Raw genomic sequence first — 17266 nt, 5'->3', positions numbered from 1 at the left:
GTGCGAAAAACACCCTATCGCGGCGGTCGACATCAAGTAGCTGAAATTCAAAGACTTGCGGACGGGGTGCCGAAGACGAAAAAGGCCGCGTCCCTGACGGGGCGCGGCCTGGTCTGCCGGATGTCCGAAGCCCGTGGGCCGGGTGTTGCCCGAACTCAGTTGGTCAGGCGCGTGGCCGCCATCGAGGCCTTCTCGCCGATCTCCTTGAAGGCGGCGACGAGCTGGGCGGCATCGTTTGCGTCATAGTAATGCGACGTGTCGGTGGCGCAGTAGGAGAGCAGCTGCTGGCCGCGGGTCGGTGCCATAAAGGCGACGCTGAAGACTTCCACATCCGCCGCCCTGGCGCTGTCGCACCAAGCTTTGGTCGAGGTGTCGGCGCTGGTGTAGTTGTTGTCACCGTCGGTCATGAAGATGATGAACTTGCCCGGATCCTTCTGGCCGTTCTTGGCGATGTGGGCGTTGACCTCCGAATTCGCCGTCACCTTCTGGTAGGCGGTCTTGAAGGCGTTTGACGAATCCGTGCCGCCGGTCGCGGTCAGCGCGTTGACATAGTTCGTCACCTTGGTCGTTCCCCATTCGAACGTCGTCGGCGTCTGGCTGGACGAGTTGTAGGAGATCGCCGCGGTCCGCACGTATTTCTTGTCGGGGTCGGCCGTCGTCAGTTGGTCGACGAGGTCGGCCACGGCGTATTTCAGCGCGTCGATCTTCAGGACGTAGTTGGTGACGGTCCGCGAGCAGGTGTACCAGCCGCAGGAGTAGTATTCCACCTTCGTCGGCTGCGCGGAGTTTACCGTGCTGGTGTTTTCGGCCATCGAGCCGGAGCGGTCGAGCACGAGATACATCGACAGGGCGTTCTTGCTCTCGGTCGTGCTTTCCGACGTGCTGGACACGCCGACGCGCACGGTCTCGTAGCCCAGCAGCTTGGTGAAGGCGTTCATGCCCACATCGTATTGCCCGTTCACGGTCACCTCATAGGTGTTCGTGGCGCCGCTCGCGCCTGCGGTGCGATGGACACTGGCGAGGGCGGTGTCGGCGAGATCCTCGGCGGCCTGTTCTTCTTGTTCGGTAGGAAGGGCGCCGCTCTGGTTGGCGTTCTTGAACTGTGCCGCCATGAATTTCTTGGCCAGCGCAATGGCTTCTTCATCGGTGATGCCCTTGCCGGCGAGGGCCGAGGCGGCGGACAGCGCGGCGGAATCGGCTGCGTCCTGCAGTGCCGATCGCACCTGCACGAGTTTGGCGAGGTCCATCGCTACCCCTGCGCCGGCCAAAAGGACGGGAAGGAGGATTGCCGTCATCATGCCAAAATTGCCGCCACGATCCTTCATGAATCCGCGGAACAGTGTGTGCTTCTGTCTGGTATCGACCATCATGTTCATCCGTCAAAAACGAGCACTTTGATGATTGAATACAGAAGAAACCTATTTTTCGATTTAAATGAAAAGGTTAAATTCTACTGAATTGGATGGGATGCCGGTTAGCAGGTCTACTTCACAGGGATGACGTCGACTGCCTGCGCCGTCTGGTGGCTGCCGTAGCTTTTCAGCACACCGATAACGGGCGCGACGTCCGAATAGTCACGACCGTAGGAAGTGACGATGTGGTCGCCGCCAACCGTGATGTTGTTGGTCGGATCGAGTTCGATCCAGCCAACGGTTTCGCCGCACCATACCCGGACCCAGGCATGCATGGCATCCGCGCCTTCCAGACGTTCCTTGCCCGGTGGTGGGATGGTCCTGAGAAAACCGCTGACATAGCCGGCCGGGATGCCGAGGCTCCTCAGCGCGATGATCATCACATGGGCGAAGTCCTGGCACACGCCGCGCTTCAGCGAAAAGGCTTCCAGCGGCGGCGTATCGACGGTGGTAGCCTCCGGGTCGTACTTGAAATCGTCGTAGATGCGCGTGCAGATCGTTTCGGCGATCTGGCGCACGGTGAGGCTGGGCTTCAGCTTCGCGCGCGCATAGTCGGCGATCATCGGTTCGGCGCCGAGTCGCGGGCTCGTGCCGAGGAAATGGTGCGGCGATTCCGGGCCGAGCGACCAGCAATCGGACAGTTCTTCCGGCAGCTTCGCGAGGATCGGCGAAAAATCCGCGGTCAGCGGCTGGGCCTGGACCGAGACACGGGCCTGCATGCGGATATCGAACTTCTCATGCGGCGAGCGATACATGACGTAGGTCGCCGGGTGCTGGAAGAAGTCGGTGAAGTTCGAACGCTCGTCCGGCTTCGGGGTCACCGTGACTGTGCCGGCCACGAGACGCTGCCGTTCGGGCAGCGACAGCGGCAGCAGGCGCAGGATATGGTGCGCGCCCGAGGCCGGTACGTCGTAGAGATAGCCGATATGCAGGGAGAGATCGTAAAGCATCCGATTATCCGAGATAGGTGCTGGCGAGGAGGTCGGAGAGCTTTTCGAGATCGCGCTCCAGGCCGGCGTAGATATCGGCATCCATGGTTTCAGGCGTCATGACCGCGAGCGTCGAGTGCAGCCGCATGGTCTCGCGATAGAAGGGCGACATCTGGCCGTTGACGAAAGCATTCGGCAATTGCTCGACCTCGGTGCGGATCTCGTTCAGCTGGAACAGGATCGAGCGCGGATTGAGCGGATCGAGCGCCAGCAGGTCGGTGACGGTCAACCGGGCGGTGCTGACATTGTAGCGGCGGCGATGGGTCATGACGTTGTCGCCGATCTCCAGCAGCATGTCGAGCGCGCCGTCGGGGGCCTCTTCGGCGGTCATGTGGCCGAGCAGGCGGGTCATGTGCAGGCCGCGTTCCAGGAGGCGTCCGACGGTGAGGAAGCGCCAGCCGGTGAAGCGGTACATGTTTTCGTGCACCAGGCCGGCGAAACCGGCAAGCTTGCGCAACAGCACGGTCATCGCGTGTGCGGCGTCGTCGCCGAGTTTCACCGTGGCATGGAAACGACGTGCGGTCTTTGCCAGGTCGTTCAGCGCCAGCCAGCCGTCGGGCGAGAAGCGGTCGCGGATATTGCTGGCCGAATAGACCGCGCTGTCGATATTGCGCAGCAGACTTTCCGGCACGCCATGGGTCATCTCGACGTCTACGTCGGAGAGATAGCGTGTGACATAGGCGAGCAGCGGCTGGTCCGGATCGGCGGATTCGGCGAAGCGTGCATGCCAGGCGCGCAGGATGCGCAGCGCGCCTTCCGAGCGCTCGATATAGCGCCCGAGCCAGTAGAGGTTGTCGGCGGCCCGGCTCGGCAGGCTGCCGGGCATGTTGCGGGTGAAGCTCTCCTCGGCCGGCAGAAGCGAGGTGCGATCGACCGGCTTGTTGGAGACGATCCACACGTCGGCCGCGCTGCCGCCCGACTGCATGGCGAGCGCGGTCACGTCGTCACCGGAGCCGATGCGGGCAAAGCCGCCCGGCATGATCTGCCAGCCGTCGCGGGTGCGGGCGGCGTAGACCCGAAGCGACATCGGGCGGGGCGTCAGCTTGCCGTCGATCAGAGCCGGGGTGGTGGAGAGGGTGACGACCTCCTGGCCGACGAGGTTCGAGCCTTCGGTCTCCAGCCACTCGGTCGTCGAATGGCGTGACAAGCCGGACACCCGCGAGCCAAGCACGGAACGGCCGTTGTCGTCGAAGAAGGGCAGGCGGGAATAGGCGGGGCCGATCACCATGCGGTCGATGTTGCGCGCGACGTGCGCGCGCTCGCTTCTCTGGCCGCACCACCAGGTGGCGATCGACGGCAGGGCCAGGTCCTCGCCCAGGAGATGGCGACAGATGGTCGGCATGAAGGCGAGGAAAGCCCGGGTTTCGAGAACGCCGGAACCGAGCGCGTTGACGAAAGTGACCGAACCGTTGCGCAGCGCCTGCACCATGGCCGGCGTGCCGATATGGGAACTCTGGTCGAGCTCCAGCGGATCGGCATAGGCGGCGTCGAGGCGGCGCCAAAGCACGCTGATGGGCTTCAGCCCGGCAACGGTCCGCACCATGACGCGGCCGTTGACCACGGCGAGATCCTCGCCCTCGAGCAGCATGATGCCGAGATAGCGGGCGATGTAGGCGTGCTCGAAATAGGTCTCGTTGGCCGGGCCGGGCGACAAGACGGCGATCCGGTCGTCGCTGTTCTGCTTCTGTGCCTGCAAGGCCTCGCGGAAGGCGCCGAAGAAGGAGGCCAGCCGGTGCACATGGCTCTCGGCATAGACATCGGAGAAGGCGCGGGTCGTCGCCACGCGGTTTTCCAGGGCAAAGCCTGCGCCGGAGGGCGCCTGGGTGCGGTCAGCGAGTACCCACCAGTTGCCGTCCGGCCCGCGGCCGATCTCGAAGGAGCAGAAATGCAGATAGTGGCCGCCGGCCGGCTTGATCCCGACCAGCGGACGCAGGAATTCCGGATTGGCGGCGACGAGGGCGGGCGGCAGGAAACCCTGCTCGACCAGCTTGTTGTCGCTGTAGATGTCGGCGACGACGGCCTCGAGCAGGTTGGCGCGCTGCACCAGCCCCGCGGCCAGCACGTTCCATTCCTTCTCGTCGATCAGCACCGGGATGTGGGAGAAGGGCCAGACGCGCTCGCTGGAGCCGGCAGCGCCATAGGCGCGGTAGAATACGCCGGCGTCGCGCAGGTAGCGGTCGGCCCGGGCGAACCGTTCATGCAGGTCGTGTTCGGACATGCGGTCGATGGCCGCGACAAAGGACTGCCAGACCGGGCGGATCTTGCCTTCGGCATCGAGCATTTCGTCGGCGGCGCCCGGAAGGACGCGATAACCGGCTGTTCGCGCTTCCTTCATCTCTTCGTCTGCCGGGCCTCTGTCCGCCGCCGGTTTGTTCGCCATCTAGTCATATACCCTGGGGTCGCCGCAAGTCCAATGTATGGGGGAATTCCGGCGAAACCGTCTCCGGCCATAGCGGAAAATTGCCTGCTGTATGACCCCACGGTTCGAAACGCGCAAGCCGCCTTGCCTCCGCTTCATTCCCGTTCACAGGGAATGTGTCGTAGTTTCGACCGCCGGGATGCGCCACATGGTAGACGCAACCGCCGATCGACCGGCCCGACCACATATCATAAACATCAAATGTTAGCGGTGTGTTGACCGGCAGGACCGGATGCAGGCCCGAGGCCGGCTGCCAGGCCTTGTAGCGCACGCCGCCGATCGAGACGCCGTTGGTTCCCGTCTTCGCCAGTGGCACACGCCGGCCGTTGCAGGCGATCGCATAGCGTTCCGGATTGCCCGTTTCCAGTCGCACCTGCAGCCGTTCGACCGAGGAGTCGACATAGCGCACGGTTCCGCCGATCGCGCCCTGTTCGCCCATGACATGCCAGGGTTCGAGCGCCTGCCTGAGTTCCAGCCGCGAATCGCCGTATTCGACCTCGCCATAGAAGGGGAAGCGGAACTCGAGCTGGGCGGCGAACCATTCCGGCTTGAAGTCGAAACCGTTGTCGCGCAGGTCCGCCAGCACTTCGAGGAAGTCCTGCCAGATATAGTGCGGCAGCATGAAGCGGTCGTGCAGGGCCGTGCCCCAGCGTACGAAGCTGCCGCCGGTCGGGTTCTTCCAGAAGCGGGCGATGAGGGCGCGCACCAGAAGCTGCTGGGCGAGCGACATGCGGGCGTTCGGCGGCATCTCGAAGCCGCGGAACTCGACGAGGCCGAGCCGGCCGGTCGGACCGTCGGGCGAGAACATCTTGTCGATGCAGATCTCGGCGCGGTGGGTGTTGCCGGTGACGTCGATCAGGAGGTTGCGGAACAGCCGGTCGACCAGCCAGGGCAGCGGCGGAGCCTCGCCCGATCCGGGCATCGGGATCTGCGCCATGGCGATTTCGAGTTCGTAGAGGCTGTCGTGGCGCGCTTCGTCGATGCGCGGCGCCTGGCTGGTCGGGCCGATGAACAGGCCGGAGAATAGGTAGGACAGCGACGGATGGCGCTGCCAGTGCAGGATGAGGCTTTTCAGCAGGTCGGGACGGCGCAGGAACGGGCTGTCGGCCGGATTGGCGCCGCCCACCACCACATGGTTGCCGCCGCCGGTGCCGGTATGGCGACCGTCGATCATGAACTTGTCGGCGCCGAGGCGCGATTCCCGCGCCTCCTCGTAGACGGCGTCGGTGATCGAGACGCAGTCGTCCCAGCTGGCGGCGGGATGGATGTTGACCTCGATGACGCCGGGGTCGGGGGCGACGCGCACGACATTGATGCGCTCGTCATGCGGCGGCGCATAGCCTTCGATATGGACCGGCAGGCCGATGGCGGTTGCCGCCTGTTCGGCGGCGGCGACCAGTTCGAGATAGTCCTCGATCCGCTCCACCGGCGGCATGAAGATGCTGAGGCGGCCATCGCGCACCTCGACCGACATGGCGGTTCGCACCGCGCCGCCGATCTCGCCGAGCACCTGCTCGACGCGACCCTGCTGGATCGTGTCGTCGACCTGGAAAGAGGCTTCGGGCATGGCGCGGCCGGCGGGCTCAACGACCTCCGGCAGAGGTCCCCGCGGCTCGCTTGGGTCGGCGGGGTGGATATAGGGGAACTGCGACGGTGGGACGTAGGGCAGTGCACCGAGCGGCAGGCGGTAGCCGACGGGACTGTCGCCCGGCACGAGGAAGATCTTGCCGCGGCGGGTCTTCCATTTCTCGCTCACCCAGCGCTTGCCGGTGGCCTTGCTGTTCCACGTCTGGACCGGCAGCACATAGCCGCTCGGCTCGGTCAGCCCGCGCTCAAAGACGCGCGCGATGCGGCTTCGCTCTTCCGGGTCCTTCAGCTTCGAGTTGGCGGGGTCGACATTGTCGGGAAGGTTGGCCTCCTTGAGGATCCACTCGCCGGGATCCTCATAGGCCGGCACCACCATTTCCGATTCGATGCCGAGGGCTTCGGCGATCTCGCCGAGCAGCCGGCCGGCGTCGTCGGCGCTCACATCGTAGCGCTTGCCTTCCTCCGCCACCAGTTCGGGATTCTGCCAGATCGGTTTGCCGTCTTTTCGCCAGTAGAGCGAGAAGGTCCAGCGCGGCAGGCTTTCGCCGGGATACCACTTGCCCTGGCCATAGTGCAGGAAGCCGCCGGGGGCGAAACGCTGCCTGAGGCGACGGATCAGAATGTCGGCCTTATCGCGCTTGGTCGGGCCGACCGCGTCGGTGTTCCACTCTTCCGACTGGAAATCGTCGATCGACACGAAGGTCGGCTCGCCGCCCATGGTGAGGCGCACGTCGCGGGCCTGAAGTTCGGCGTCGACGCGGTGGCCGAGCGCGTTCAGCGCATCCCAGCTCTCGTCGGAGAACGGCTTGGTGATGCGCGGATGCTCGGCGACGCGCGTCACGGTCATGGCGAAATCGAATTCGGTGTTCGCATGGCCGAAATAGCCGCCGGTGATCGGCGCGGCGTTGCGGTAGTGGGGCGTGGCGGCGAGCGGGATGTGGCTCTCACCGGTCAAAAGCCCCGAGGTCGGGTCGAGGCCGACCCAGCCGGCGCCGGGCAGGTAGACTTCCGCCCAAGCATGCAGGTCGGTGAAGTCGACTTCGGTGCCCGACGGACCGTCAAGCGCCTTCAGGTCCGGCTTCAGCTGGATCAGGTAGCCCGAGACGAAGCGGGCGGCCAGGCCGAGGCGGCGCAGCACCTGCACCAGCAACCAGCTGGTGTCGCGGCACGAACCCTGACCGATGGTCAGCGTATCTTCCGGCGTCTGGACGCCCGGCTCGAGGCGGATGACATAGCCGATCTTCTGCTGCAGGGCGGCGTTGAGGCCGACGACCATGTCCACCGTGCCCTGGCCCGGCGTCTTGTCGAGCGTCTGCATGAAGGCGGCCAGTGCCGGGGTGTCAGGTTCCGGCGTCATGTAGATCTTCAGGTCGTCGCGGATGTCGGCCGGGTATTCGAACGGCCACTTGCTCGCTTCCTCCTCGACGAAGAAGTCGAAGGGGTTGTAGACGGTCATGTCGGCGACGAGATCGACCTCGATCTTGAACTCGGTGACCGGGTCGGGAAAGACGTACCGGGCCTGGTAGTTGCCGTAGGGGTCCTGCTGCAGGTTGACGAAGTGATTGGCCGGCGTGACCTTCAGCGCATGGCTCAAGACCTTGGTGCGGGAATGGGCAGCCGGTTTCAACCGGATGATCTGGGGTCCCAGCCGGACCGGCTTGTCATACTTGTAATGGGTGAGATGGTAGATGCTCGCCTTGATCGACATGTCTGCTGTTCGCCCTCTTCGCCCGTTGTTCTTTTTGCCGGGCTAAAGAGCGATCTTGTGCAATGCAGCGCCATAAAGCAAGGGCGCAAAGCCTGGGCGCATCGCCGGCTACGCTGTCCGGGCGCCATCCGGGTCCAGCGTTTTTCCCGTCAGTCGAGGGTCCGGCGGAAGCGTTTAACGGCAATGGTCATGGCGATCATGGTCAGCACCACCAGTGCCAGCGTGTCATAGGCGAGAACCTCGATCGACGCGCCTTTCAGCATGATGGCCCGCACCACGCGGATGTAATGGGTGAGCGGCAGCGCCTCGCCGATCCACTGGCCCCAGCTCGGCATGCCGGCGAAGGGAAACATGAAACCCGAGAGCAGGATGTTTGGCAGGAAATACATCATCGCCATCTGCACCGCCTGGAGCTGGTTGGTGGCGATGGTCGAGAAGGTGTAGCCGATCGACAGGTTGGAGACGACGAAGAGGGCGGTCACGGCGGCGAGAGCCAGCGGACTGCCGAGGATCGGCACGCGGAAGACGAAGTAACCGGCGGTGATGATGATGATCGCCTGGGCCAGGCCGATGACCACGTAAGGGGCGATCTTGCCGAGCATGATTTCGACCGGCTTGATCGGCATGGACAAGAGGTTCTCCATCGTCCCGCGCTCCAGCTCGCGTGTCACGGAGAGCGCGGTGAATATCAGCAGCGTCATCGTCAGGATCGTGCCTAGCAGCCCCGGAACGATGTTCAGGGTCGAGGAGCCGGCCGGATTGTAGCGGCGGTGCTGGACGATGGTGAAGGGCGGCTTGCTCGCCTCTGCGATCGTCACGTGCCGGTCCCGTTCGAGGGCGGTGGATATGATGCCGGAGAGGGCGCCGAGCGCGGAACTCGCCGCCACAGGGTCGGTCGCGTCGGCGGCGACCAGAAGAGACGGGTTTTCGCCGCGCCGGACGGCGCGCTCGAAGCCTTCGGGGATCTCGACGACGAACAGTGCGCTGCCGGATTCCAGTACCCGGTCCATGTCCTCGGCACGGGTTACGACCTGGCGGATGTCGAAGAAGTCGGTGTTCTTCAACGCCCCGAGGATCGAGCGGCCCAGATCGGTGTTCTCCCGCATCAGGACGGTCGTCGGCAGGTTGTGCGGCGTGGTGTTGATGGCGAAGCCGAAGAGGAAAAGCTGCATGACCGGGATCATCACCATGGTCGCGAGCGTAATGCGGTCGCGGGTCATCTGGATGAATTCCTTGATCGTCATCGCCCAGAACCGGCGCAGGAAACCGTTGCCAACGCTTGCCGTACTCATTGGAAATTGTCCTTCGACCGGTTCATCAACTCGATGAAGGTATCCTCCAGCGTCGGCTCGCTCGGCGTCCAGACGAGGCCCGGCCGCTGGCGGAAGGGCGCGATCGCGGAGAGCAGCAGGGCTTCGTCTCTGCCGCAGACATGCAGGCTGGTGCCGAAGGGCGCGACCATGTCGATGCCCGGGCTGCGTTCCAGCTCGGCCTGCAGCTTGTGCACGTCCGGGCCCGACACGCTCCAGGTGGTGAGGCCGGTCGAGGCGATCACCTCATCGACCGTGCCGCGCACCAGCAGCTTGCCATAGGCCATGTAGGCGATCTCGTGACAGCGTTCCGCCTCGTCCATGTAGTGGGTGGAAACGAGTACCGAGAGGCCATCGGCGGCGAGCGCGTGGATCTCGCTCCAGAATTCCCGCCGCGCCTTGGGATCGACGCCGGCCGTCGGCTCGTCGAGCAGCAGAAGGTCCGGCTCGGGCAGGATGCAGGCCCCGAGCGCCAGCCGCTGTTTCCAGCCGCCCGAGAGATTGCCGGCGAGCTGGTTCTCGCGGCCACCGAGGCCGAGCCGCTCGATGGCATCGCGCGCCTTGCGTTTCGGGTCGTCGAGATTGTAGACGCGGGCGACGAATTCGAGGTTCTCGCGGATCGACAGATCCTGATAGAGCGAGAATTTCTGCGTCATGTAACCGACGCGCCGACGGATCGCCTCCGACTGGGTGAGGATGTCATAGCCGAGACAGGTGCCGCTGCCGCTGTCGGGGGTCAATAGCCCGCACAGCATGCGGATGGTCGTGGTCTTGCCCGAGCCGTTCGGACCGAGGAAGCCGTGAATGCTTCCCTTGCGGACCTCGAGCGACAGCTTGTCGACGACGACGCGGTCGCCAAAGCTTTTGGTGAGGTCGGTGACGTCGATCACCAGTTCGGCCGGGACTGACGGGACGTTCATCACTGGTTCTCCGGCGGCGCCAGCGTCACGTCGACGGGAAGGCCGGGGCGGACGGCGGTCGGGTCCTGCGGGACGGCTTCGACGCGATAGACGAGCTTGGCGCGCTCTTCGAGGCTGTAGATCTCCGGCGGCGTGTATTCGGCCTTGTCGGAGATGAAGCTCACCCTGGCATCCATCGGCTTGCAGCCGTCGCAGGTGATGTGGACCGTCAGGCCGATCGCGACCCTGGCGATCTCGGCTTCGGCGACGAAGAAGCGGATGCGAATGTCCTCGGGCGCGAGAAGGGCGACGACCGGGCGTCCGGCCGGCACGACTTCGCCGGGCATGTAATAGAGCGTCTGCACGGCGCCTGCGGCCGGGGCCTTGACCGACAGCCGGGCCAGCGCGTCGCGGGCGGAGGCGAGTTCGGCCTTTGCCGCCGCCATGGTCTGTTCCGCCTGGCGGATGGTTTCGCTGCGCGCCGGAAGGCCGGCGAGTGCGACCTGTCCACGGATGTTGTCGAGGGCTGCGCGGTTGGCGGCTTCGGCGGCAATGGCAGCGTCGAGGTTGGCGCGGGTCGCCGTGCCGCTGCGGGCGAGCGAGCGCATGCGGTCGAGTTCCTGCACGGAGAGCGAAAGCTGGGCCTCGGCCTGACGCTCCGAGGCCTTGAGGATGGTGATTTCCTCGGGGCGCTTCTGTGCGGCGACGGCAAGGTCATACTGGGACTGAAGCGCGGCCAGCGTGGCTTCCTTTGCCGATACGGCCGCCTGCGCTGCGGTGTCTTCCAGCCTGAACAGCAGTTTTCCCGCGTCGGCGCGATCACCCTCCTCGACCGTGACGTCGGCGAGCCGGCCCGCCGTTTCCGGGCCGATGAACAGCAGGTCGGCTTCGACCCAGCCCTGGTAGGGACGCTCGGCATGGCCGTTGAGATAGATCGGCAGGAGGAAGAGCGCGGCCGCGACGACGACCGCCAATAGGGCGATGCGCTTCATGGCGCGTCTCCTTGAGCGGGGAGGAACAGGGTTTCGAGGAAGGTGTCGAACAGGGCCCGGGTGTCGAGATGTTCGTAGGGTTCGAACAGCGTGCCCCATATGATCGACATCAGGACGGGGGCGAAGACGATCTGCGGCATCGCGGCGATCTTCGGATTGCGCAGTTCGCCACGCGCGGCGGCGCGTTCGAGGACCTGGCGCAACACGCGCAGGCCAACGGTGATCACATTGCGGTGGTAGAATTCCGCCACCACCGGAAAGAACTGCCCTTCGGACAGGAGCAGGCGCAGCATGTGTCGCCGGTCGGTGCCGAGGATCTCGTTCTGCGCCAGCGCGTAGAGGCCGGCGATCATCATGCGGCCCGGGATCGCATCATTCGCGGCCATGGCCTGCATATTGACCAGGATGGGCGAGGCCATGCCCGAGGCGAGCGAGGTGAACAGCGCCTCCTTGTCGGGAAAGTGCAGGTAGACCGTGCCCTTGGCGATGCCGGCGCGGGCGGCCACGTCCTCGATGCGCGTCGCGGCAAAGCCGCGCTCGGAAAAAAGGGCGAAGGCGGCTGCGAGGATCTCGGCGCGTCGTTCTTCCGGGTCTCGCCGTTTGCGGGTTTTCTCGTTCATGAGGTGTCGATCTATTAATGACTGGTTGGTCAGTCATTAACGCAATGCGTTACCTTTGGCAACCCGTTTCGGTGCGCCGCCTTTCGAAATGTCCCGGGAAATAGGCAAAGAAAGACCCGCGAAACCGGGTTTCGCGGGTCGTCCTTGTCTGGGCCAGTTGTCCGGAGTCAGCCGGCGGTCAGCTCCGGCCGAACTCGTCGACCAGGCGAATGATGTCGTCCTCGCCGAGATAGGAGCCGGTCTGGATCTCGATCAGTTCCAGCAGGATCTTGCCGGGATTGCCGAGGCGGTGCACGGCCCCTTGCGGGATGTAGATCGACTGGTTCTCGTGCAGCATGGTCACCTTGTCGTCGATCGTCACTTCGGCAGCGCCCTTGACGCAGATCCAGTGTTCCGAGCGGTGGTGGTGCTTCTGCAGGGACAGCTTCTTGCCCGGATGGACGAAGAGGCGCTTGACCTGGAAGCGCTCGCCGTTCAGCACCGACGTATAACCGCCCCAGGGGCGCAGCGAGGTCGGGTGGTTTTCGGTGAGCGTCGCGGTCTTCTTGTCTGCGGCGAGCAGCTTGACGAGGTTGCCGACCTGCTGGCTGTCGTCGAGCCGGCCGACATAGACGGCGTCCTCGCTGGCGATCACCGCCACGCCGTCCATGCCCTGAACGGCGAGATGGTTGTTGCGCGACATGACCAGAGAATTGCGGGTGTTGACCAAGGTGGCATTGCCGCTGACGACGTTGCCGTCCGGATCGGCATTGCCGAGCTTCCACACGGCGTCCCAGCTGCCAAGGTCGGACCAGCTGATCGGCGAGGGCACGACGGCGGCATTGGCCGTCTTTTCCATCACCGCATAGTCGATCGAGATGCTCGGGCTCTCGGCGAAGGCCTCGGCGTCGAGACGGCTGAAGTCGAGATCCTTGGTCGCGCCACGCACCGATTTTTCCGCCGCGGCCAGCACGTCGGGCGCCAGCTGGCGCAGTTCGGAGAGGATCTGCCCGGCGGTGAAGACGAACATGCCGGAATTCCAGAAGTAGTTTCCGGCGGCGAGCATCTTTTCCGCGTCCTCGAGCTTCGGCTTCTCAACGAAGCGCTTGACGGCGTTGGCGCCGGCCGTGAGCGGCTCGCCCATCTCGATATAGCCGTAGCCGGTGGCCGGCTCGGTGGGCGTGATGCCGAAGGTGACGATCTTGCCGGCGCGCGCGGCAGTGGCCGCCGCGTCGACACAGGTCCGGTAGCGTTCGTCGGTGGCGATGTCATGGTCGGACGGCAGGACCTGCAGGAGCGTGTCACTGCCGTAGAGATCGGCGACGATCAGGGCAGCGACGGCAACGGCGGCCGCCGTGTTGCGCGCTTCCGGCTCAAGTACAATGCCGCAGAGCTTGGCATCCATCTCGCGGGCCTGTTCGGCGACCAGGAAGCGGAATTCTTCATTGGTGATCACCAGTGCCGGCTCGTAGAGGCTCCGATCGGCGACACGGTCGAGGGTGCCCTGGAAAAGCGTCTTGTCGCCGATGAAGCGGATGAACTGCTTGGCGGCGGTGGCGCGCGACAGCGGCCAGAGGCGGGTGCCTTTTCCCCCCGCCATGATGACGGGTACGATCTTCTCGGTCATATTCTGCTTTGCCTTTCGGTTTGGCGGACGATGGGCGGCGGGGCGAACGGCATGATGTCGGCCTTTCCCCGCTTGCGCGTGGCTTTGCCGATGGTGCTAACGCCCGGATGGCTGGGTTGTTGCATTTTTTGTTGCGAACTCCAAGCCCGCACCGATCCTCGCTGCCTCCGGCGCGGCAGAATTTCGTCGGCGTTGCAGCGGATATTTTTGCTCTATCGGGCGGATGGTCATGGTCATTTGCGCGGAATCGTGGTGTTTTTGACCGACTATTGGGATTACGAGCTTGGAGTGACGGCATTAATGATAAATTGCATTTCATCACTCCTTGACCCAGATCTCTTCGGTCCCTGTTCTACTTCCGGCAGGTCCGGCGATATTTCAGCGCGGCGCATGGGCCGGCCTGGAGGATTGCCATTCGCCGGATAAACACCCTTGTTGTTCTGCTCGCGCTTTCCGCCGCGAATGACGCCGGGGCGAATGAACTGCCCTATGCCGCTTCGCAGGAGCCGATCTGGACGGACCACCCGGTCCGGGTCGACAAGGCGGCGCAGCAGTACGAACGCGTTCCGGGGCTGTTCGACGCCTTCGTGACCAAGATCCGGGTCAAACCACAGGCCCAGGCCTTCGATGGCGGCTCCTTCCAGCAGGACGGCATGATCTTCATCATCGCCGATGTCGTGGGACCCGACCCGAAGCGCATCTGTCACGCCGACGACGGCAGCATCCGCGCCTGCGGCAGCCAGTCCAGGGCCTTTCTGAAAAGCCTGATCAACCGTCGTTATCTCGAATGCCGGGCGTGGCCGATCGCCTTGCAGACAGTGATGATCGACTGCCGGATCGGACAGTACCGCGTTGCCGAGACGCTGGTCGCCTCGGGCTATGTGCGCGCAACGCGCGACGCGGGCCTGATCGCCGTCGAGCAGGACGCGATGCGGCGGCGGGCCGGTCTCTGGGCCGATGCCGGTTGCCGGCTGTCACAACTCTGCTGAGCCTTCCACCACGCCGTCATTGCCGATGGCGCACGGTCCTTACCGGGCGCTCGGTACGGGACCGCCGCTTTGGCAGGAAGCGGTCGTGTTCGTGCGCGAAGAACCAGTATTTGGCGATCTCCGACACCAGCAGATAGAGGAGCGTGATCACGCCCAGGCCGGCGAGAACGTGCGGCGGCAGCGGGACGAAGCCAAACCAGTCTGCACCCGGCAGGTAGGGTACTGCCAGCGCCAGAACGATCACCGCGACGGTCGACAGCACGAGCCAGCGGCCGGGCCGGCTCTTCCAGAAGGGCTTCGAGGTGCGGATCACCAGCACGATGGCAAGTTCGGTGATCAGCGACTCGACGAACCAGGCGGTCTGGAAGATGGCGGCCGTCTCCCTGGCGACCAAAATGAGAAAGCCGAAGGTCAGCATGTCGAAGACGGTGCTGATCAGGCCGAAGACGACCATGAAGCGCTGGACATAGGCGATGTTCCAGCTCTGCGGGCGGATCACCGCATCCTCGTCGACATTGTCGCTGGCAATCGCCAGCGAGGGAATGTCGGAGAGGAAGTTGTTGAGCAGGATCTGCTTGGCGAGCAGCGGCTGGAACGGCAGGATGAAGGAGGCGACCGACATGCTGATCATGTTGCCGAAATTGGCGCTGGTCGTGGTCGAGATGTATTTCAGCGTATTGGCGAAGGTGCGCCGCCCGTTGTCGATGCCATCCAGCAGCACGTCGAGGTTCTTGTCGATGAGCACCATGTCCGCCGCCTGCTGCGCGACGTCGGCCGCCCCCTCGACCGAGATGCCGATATCCGCCTCATGGAGCGCCGGCGCGTCGTTGATGCCGTCGCCGAGATAGCCGACGACATTGCCGCGCTTGCGCAGCGCCGCGATGATGCGCTGCTTCTGGTTGGGGTCGATCTCGACGAACAGGTCGGTTCGGCCGGCGAGTGCTGCCAGCGCCTCGTCGGATGTGCGCGCCAGTTCTTCGCCGGTCAGGATGTGATCGGCCTTCAATCCGACGGATCGGGCCAGATGGGCGGCGACGAAACGGTTGTCGCCGGTGATCACCTTGACGCCGACGCCGCGTGTTGCAAGGGCCGAGAGCGTTTCGACGATGCCGGGCTTCGGCGGATCGCTGAACAGCAGGAAGCCGGCGAAGGTGAGGTCCTGCTCGCTGTCGCGGTCATAGCATTCGGCAGGCGTTGCGAAGCGACGGACGGCGAGACCGAGCACGCGGTAGCCTTCATCGCCCCAGGCGGCGAAACGGCTCTCGATCGCCGCCCGGCTTTCTGCGTCGAGCGGCCGAACCGCGTCGCCGTCCTGGACTGCGCTGCAGGTTTCGAGGACGTTGCTGAGCGCGCCCTTGGCGATCAGCAGATGGCCGGTGGCATCGGCATCCCCGACGATCACCGACAGCCGCTTGCGCAGGAAGTCGTAAGGGATTTCGGCGACCTTGCGGGTGGCCGCCGTATCGATGCCCTGGGCGGTCGCCGCGGCCGCGATCGCATCGTCGAGCGGATTGGCCATGCCGTTCTGCAGGCGGGCGTTGAGCGCGGCAAGTTGCATCAGGTCGGCGCGCGGCGTGCCAAGCGGTCCTTCGGCGCGCTCGAGCCTGACGACGCCTTCCGTCAACGTGCCGGTCTTGTCGGTGCACAGAAGGTTCATGCTGCCGAGGTTTTCGATCGAGGCGAGGCGCCGCACGATCACGCCGCCGTCGGCCATGCGCCGGGCGCCGTTCGACAGGGTGACGCTGACGATGGCCGGCAGCAGTTCCGGGGTCAGGCCGACGGCGATCGCCAGGGCAAACAGCAGGGAATCGATCAGCGGCCGGTCGAGAATGAGGTTTCCGGCAAAGATGACGACCACCATGATCAGCGTGATACGGGTCATCAGGTAGCCGAAGCGACGGATGCCGCGGGCGAAATCGGTCTCCGGCGGCTCCAGCCTGAGGTGGCCGGCGATCGTGCCGTATTCGGTCGCAGAGCCGGTCTCGACCACGACCGCCCGGCCGATGCCGCTGCGGACGGAAGCGCCGGTGAAGAGCACATTGGTGCGGTTGGCCAGCGTGGTCTCGGCCGGGATCTCGCCGGCGCGCTTTTCCACCGGATAGGTCTCGCCGGTCAGGGCCGATTGGCTGACATGCAGATCGGTCGCCTCGATCACCACCGAGTCGGCGGGAATGAGGTCGCCGGCGGCCACCTCGATCACGTCGCCAGGCACCAGCGCGCTGGCCGCCAGCGGGCGCATCTCGCCGTCGCGCCAGACCTTGACCTTGAAGGCGATGCGTTCCTTTAGCTTCTGCACCGCCAGCGAGGCGGAATATTCCTGGTAGAAGCTCAGGAGCGAACTGGCGAGGATGACGATTGTAATGATCGTCGCCTCCTTCCACTCGCCGACGGCGATCGAGATGGCGGCGGCCGCTACGAGGATCAGCACAAGCGGGCTTTCGAATTGCGACAGGAAGATCCTGAAGCCCGACCAGCGGCCTTCCTCGCGAAACACGTTGGCGCCTACGCTCTTCAACCGCGCCTCGGCCTCGTCGCCGGTCAGGCCCTCAGGAGAGGTTTCCAGCAGGCCAAGGAGCTCGGTCTGGGGCCGGCTCCAATAGGCTCGTTTTTCCGGTGCTTCGAAGGAGAAGGGAACAGGGGAGGAGGGCATGGGGGCATCCGGTTTCGGCTTGGCGGTCGGCGAAAAGAACTTGATTCCGATCACGGCGTCATGAAGGCTGATCCAGCATAAACGA

General features: G+C 64.7%; 11 protein-coding genes. 1 reads left to right on the top strand and 10 read right to left on the bottom strand.

Features of this window, described 5'->3' with window-relative positions; genetic code table 11:
* Positions 1-155: 155 nt before the first annotated feature.
* The 9 genes from L867_RS0109205 to L867_RS0109165 form a co-directional block, all read right to left on the bottom strand.
* Positions 156-1367 carry a TadE/TadG family type IV pilus assembly protein gene (locus tag L867_RS0109205; protein WP_084638498.1) on the bottom strand — a complete coding sequence of 404 codons (1212 nt, stop codon included), beginning with the start codon at positions 1365-1367 and terminating at the stop codon, positions 156-158.
* Between the two features lie 116 nt (positions 1368-1483).
* Complete coding sequence (locus L867_RS0109200) at positions 1484-2362, bottom strand: transglutaminase family protein (protein ID WP_028736608.1); 879 nt, start codon at positions 2360-2362, stop codon at positions 1484-1486.
* Between the two features lie 4 nt (positions 2363-2366).
* Positions 2367-4781 carry a circularly permuted type 2 ATP-grasp protein gene (locus L867_RS0109195; RefSeq protein ID WP_028736607.1) on the bottom strand — a complete coding sequence of 805 codons (2415 nt, stop codon included), beginning with the start codon at positions 4779-4781 and terminating at the stop codon, positions 2367-2369.
* A gap of 4 nt (positions 4782-4785) precedes the next feature.
* On the bottom strand, positions 4786-8115 hold the full coding sequence (locus L867_RS0109190) for a transglutaminase family protein (protein ID WP_028736606.1): 3330 nt from the start codon (positions 8113-8115) through the stop codon (positions 4786-4788).
* A gap of 149 nt (positions 8116-8264) precedes the next feature.
* Entirely contained in the window at positions 8265-9407 is a 1143-nt protein-coding gene (locus L867_RS0109185; protein ID WP_028736605.1) for an ABC transporter permease, read from the bottom strand.
* Complete coding sequence (locus L867_RS0109180) at positions 9404-10345, bottom strand: ABC transporter ATP-binding protein (protein ID WP_028736604.1); 942 nt, start codon at positions 10343-10345, stop codon at positions 9404-9406. Before L867_RS0109180 ends, L867_RS0109185 begins: the two co-directional genes overlap by 4 nt.
* Positions 10345-11316, bottom strand: a complete 972-nt coding sequence (locus L867_RS0109175) for an HlyD family secretion protein (protein WP_028736603.1) — start codon at positions 11314-11316, stop codon at positions 10345-10347. The genes L867_RS0109180 and L867_RS0109175 overlap by 1 nt, the downstream gene beginning before the upstream one ends.
* Positions 11313-11936 carry a TetR/AcrR family transcriptional regulator gene (locus L867_RS0109170; RefSeq protein WP_028736602.1) on the bottom strand — a complete coding sequence of 208 codons (624 nt, stop codon included), beginning with the start codon at positions 11934-11936 and terminating at the stop codon, positions 11313-11315. The genes L867_RS0109175 and L867_RS0109170 overlap by 4 nt, the downstream gene beginning before the upstream one ends.
* Positions 11937-12114: 178 nt before the next feature.
* Positions 12115-13542, bottom strand: a complete 1428-nt coding sequence (locus L867_RS0109165; protein ID WP_028736601.1) for a mannose-1-phosphate guanylyltransferase/mannose-6-phosphate isomerase — start codon at positions 13540-13542, stop codon at positions 12115-12117.
* A gap of 587 nt (positions 13543-14129) precedes the next feature.
* Here L867_RS0109165 and L867_RS0109160 point away from each other — a divergent pair.
* A complete protein-coding gene (locus tag L867_RS0109160; RefSeq protein WP_028736600.1) occupies positions 14130-14531 on the top strand; it encodes a hypothetical protein in 402 nt (133 codons plus the stop codon).
* Between the two features lie 16 nt (positions 14532-14547).
* Here L867_RS0109160 and mgtA read toward each other — a convergent pair whose 3' ends face one another.
* Entirely contained in the window at positions 14548-17181 is a 2634-nt protein-coding gene (gene mgtA, locus L867_RS24900; protein WP_084638509.1) for a magnesium-translocating P-type ATPase, read from the bottom strand.
* Between the last annotated feature and the right edge of the window lie 85 nt (positions 17182-17266).

The organism is Paenirhizobium selenitireducens ATCC BAA-1503 (assembly GCF_000518785.1).
In the GTDB taxonomy this organism is placed as follows: domain Bacteria; phylum Pseudomonadota; class Alphaproteobacteria; order Rhizobiales; family Rhizobiaceae; genus Allorhizobium; species Allorhizobium selenitireducens.
The sequence above is the reverse complement of the archived record's forward strand: the minus strand, read 5'-3'. Positions and strand labels throughout refer to the sequence as shown.

Excerpts from the sequence above, each read along its gene's own strand:
- L867_RS0109205 (WP_084638498.1), bottom strand. The coding sequence starts at position 1,367 with ATGGTCGATACCAGACAGAAGCACACACTGTTCCGCGGATTCATGAAG.
- L867_RS0109200 (WP_028736608.1), bottom strand. The coding sequence starts at position 2,362 with ATGCTTTACGATCTCTCCCTGCATATCGGCTATCTCTACGACGTACCG.
- L867_RS0109195 (WP_028736607.1), bottom strand. The coding sequence starts at position 4,781 with ATGGCGAACAAACCGGCGGCGGACAGAGGCCCGGCAGACGAAGAGATG.
- L867_RS0109190 (WP_028736606.1), bottom strand. The coding sequence starts at position 8,115 with ATGTCGATCAAGGCGAGCATCTACCATCTCACCCATTACAAGTATGAC.
- L867_RS0109185 (WP_028736605.1), bottom strand. The coding sequence starts at position 9,407 with ATGAGTACGGCAAGCGTTGGCAACGGTTTCCTGCGCCGGTTCTGGGCG.
- L867_RS0109180 (WP_028736604.1), bottom strand. The coding sequence starts at position 10,345 with ATGAACGTCCCGTCAGTCCCGGCCGAACTGGTGATCGACGTCACCGAC.
- L867_RS0109175 (WP_028736603.1), bottom strand. The coding sequence starts at position 11,316 with ATGAAGCGCATCGCCCTATTGGCGGTCGTCGTCGCGGCCGCGCTCTTC.
- L867_RS0109170 (WP_028736602.1), bottom strand. The coding sequence starts at position 11,936 with ATGAACGAGAAAACCCGCAAACGGCGAGACCCGGAAGAACGACGCGCC.
- L867_RS0109165 (WP_028736601.1), bottom strand. The coding sequence starts at position 13,542 with ATGACCGAGAAGATCGTACCCGTCATCATGGCGGGGGGAAAAGGCACC.
- mgtA (WP_084638509.1), bottom strand. The coding sequence starts at position 17,181 with ATGCCCTCCTCCCCTGTTCCCTTCTCCTTCGAAGCACCGGAAAAACGA.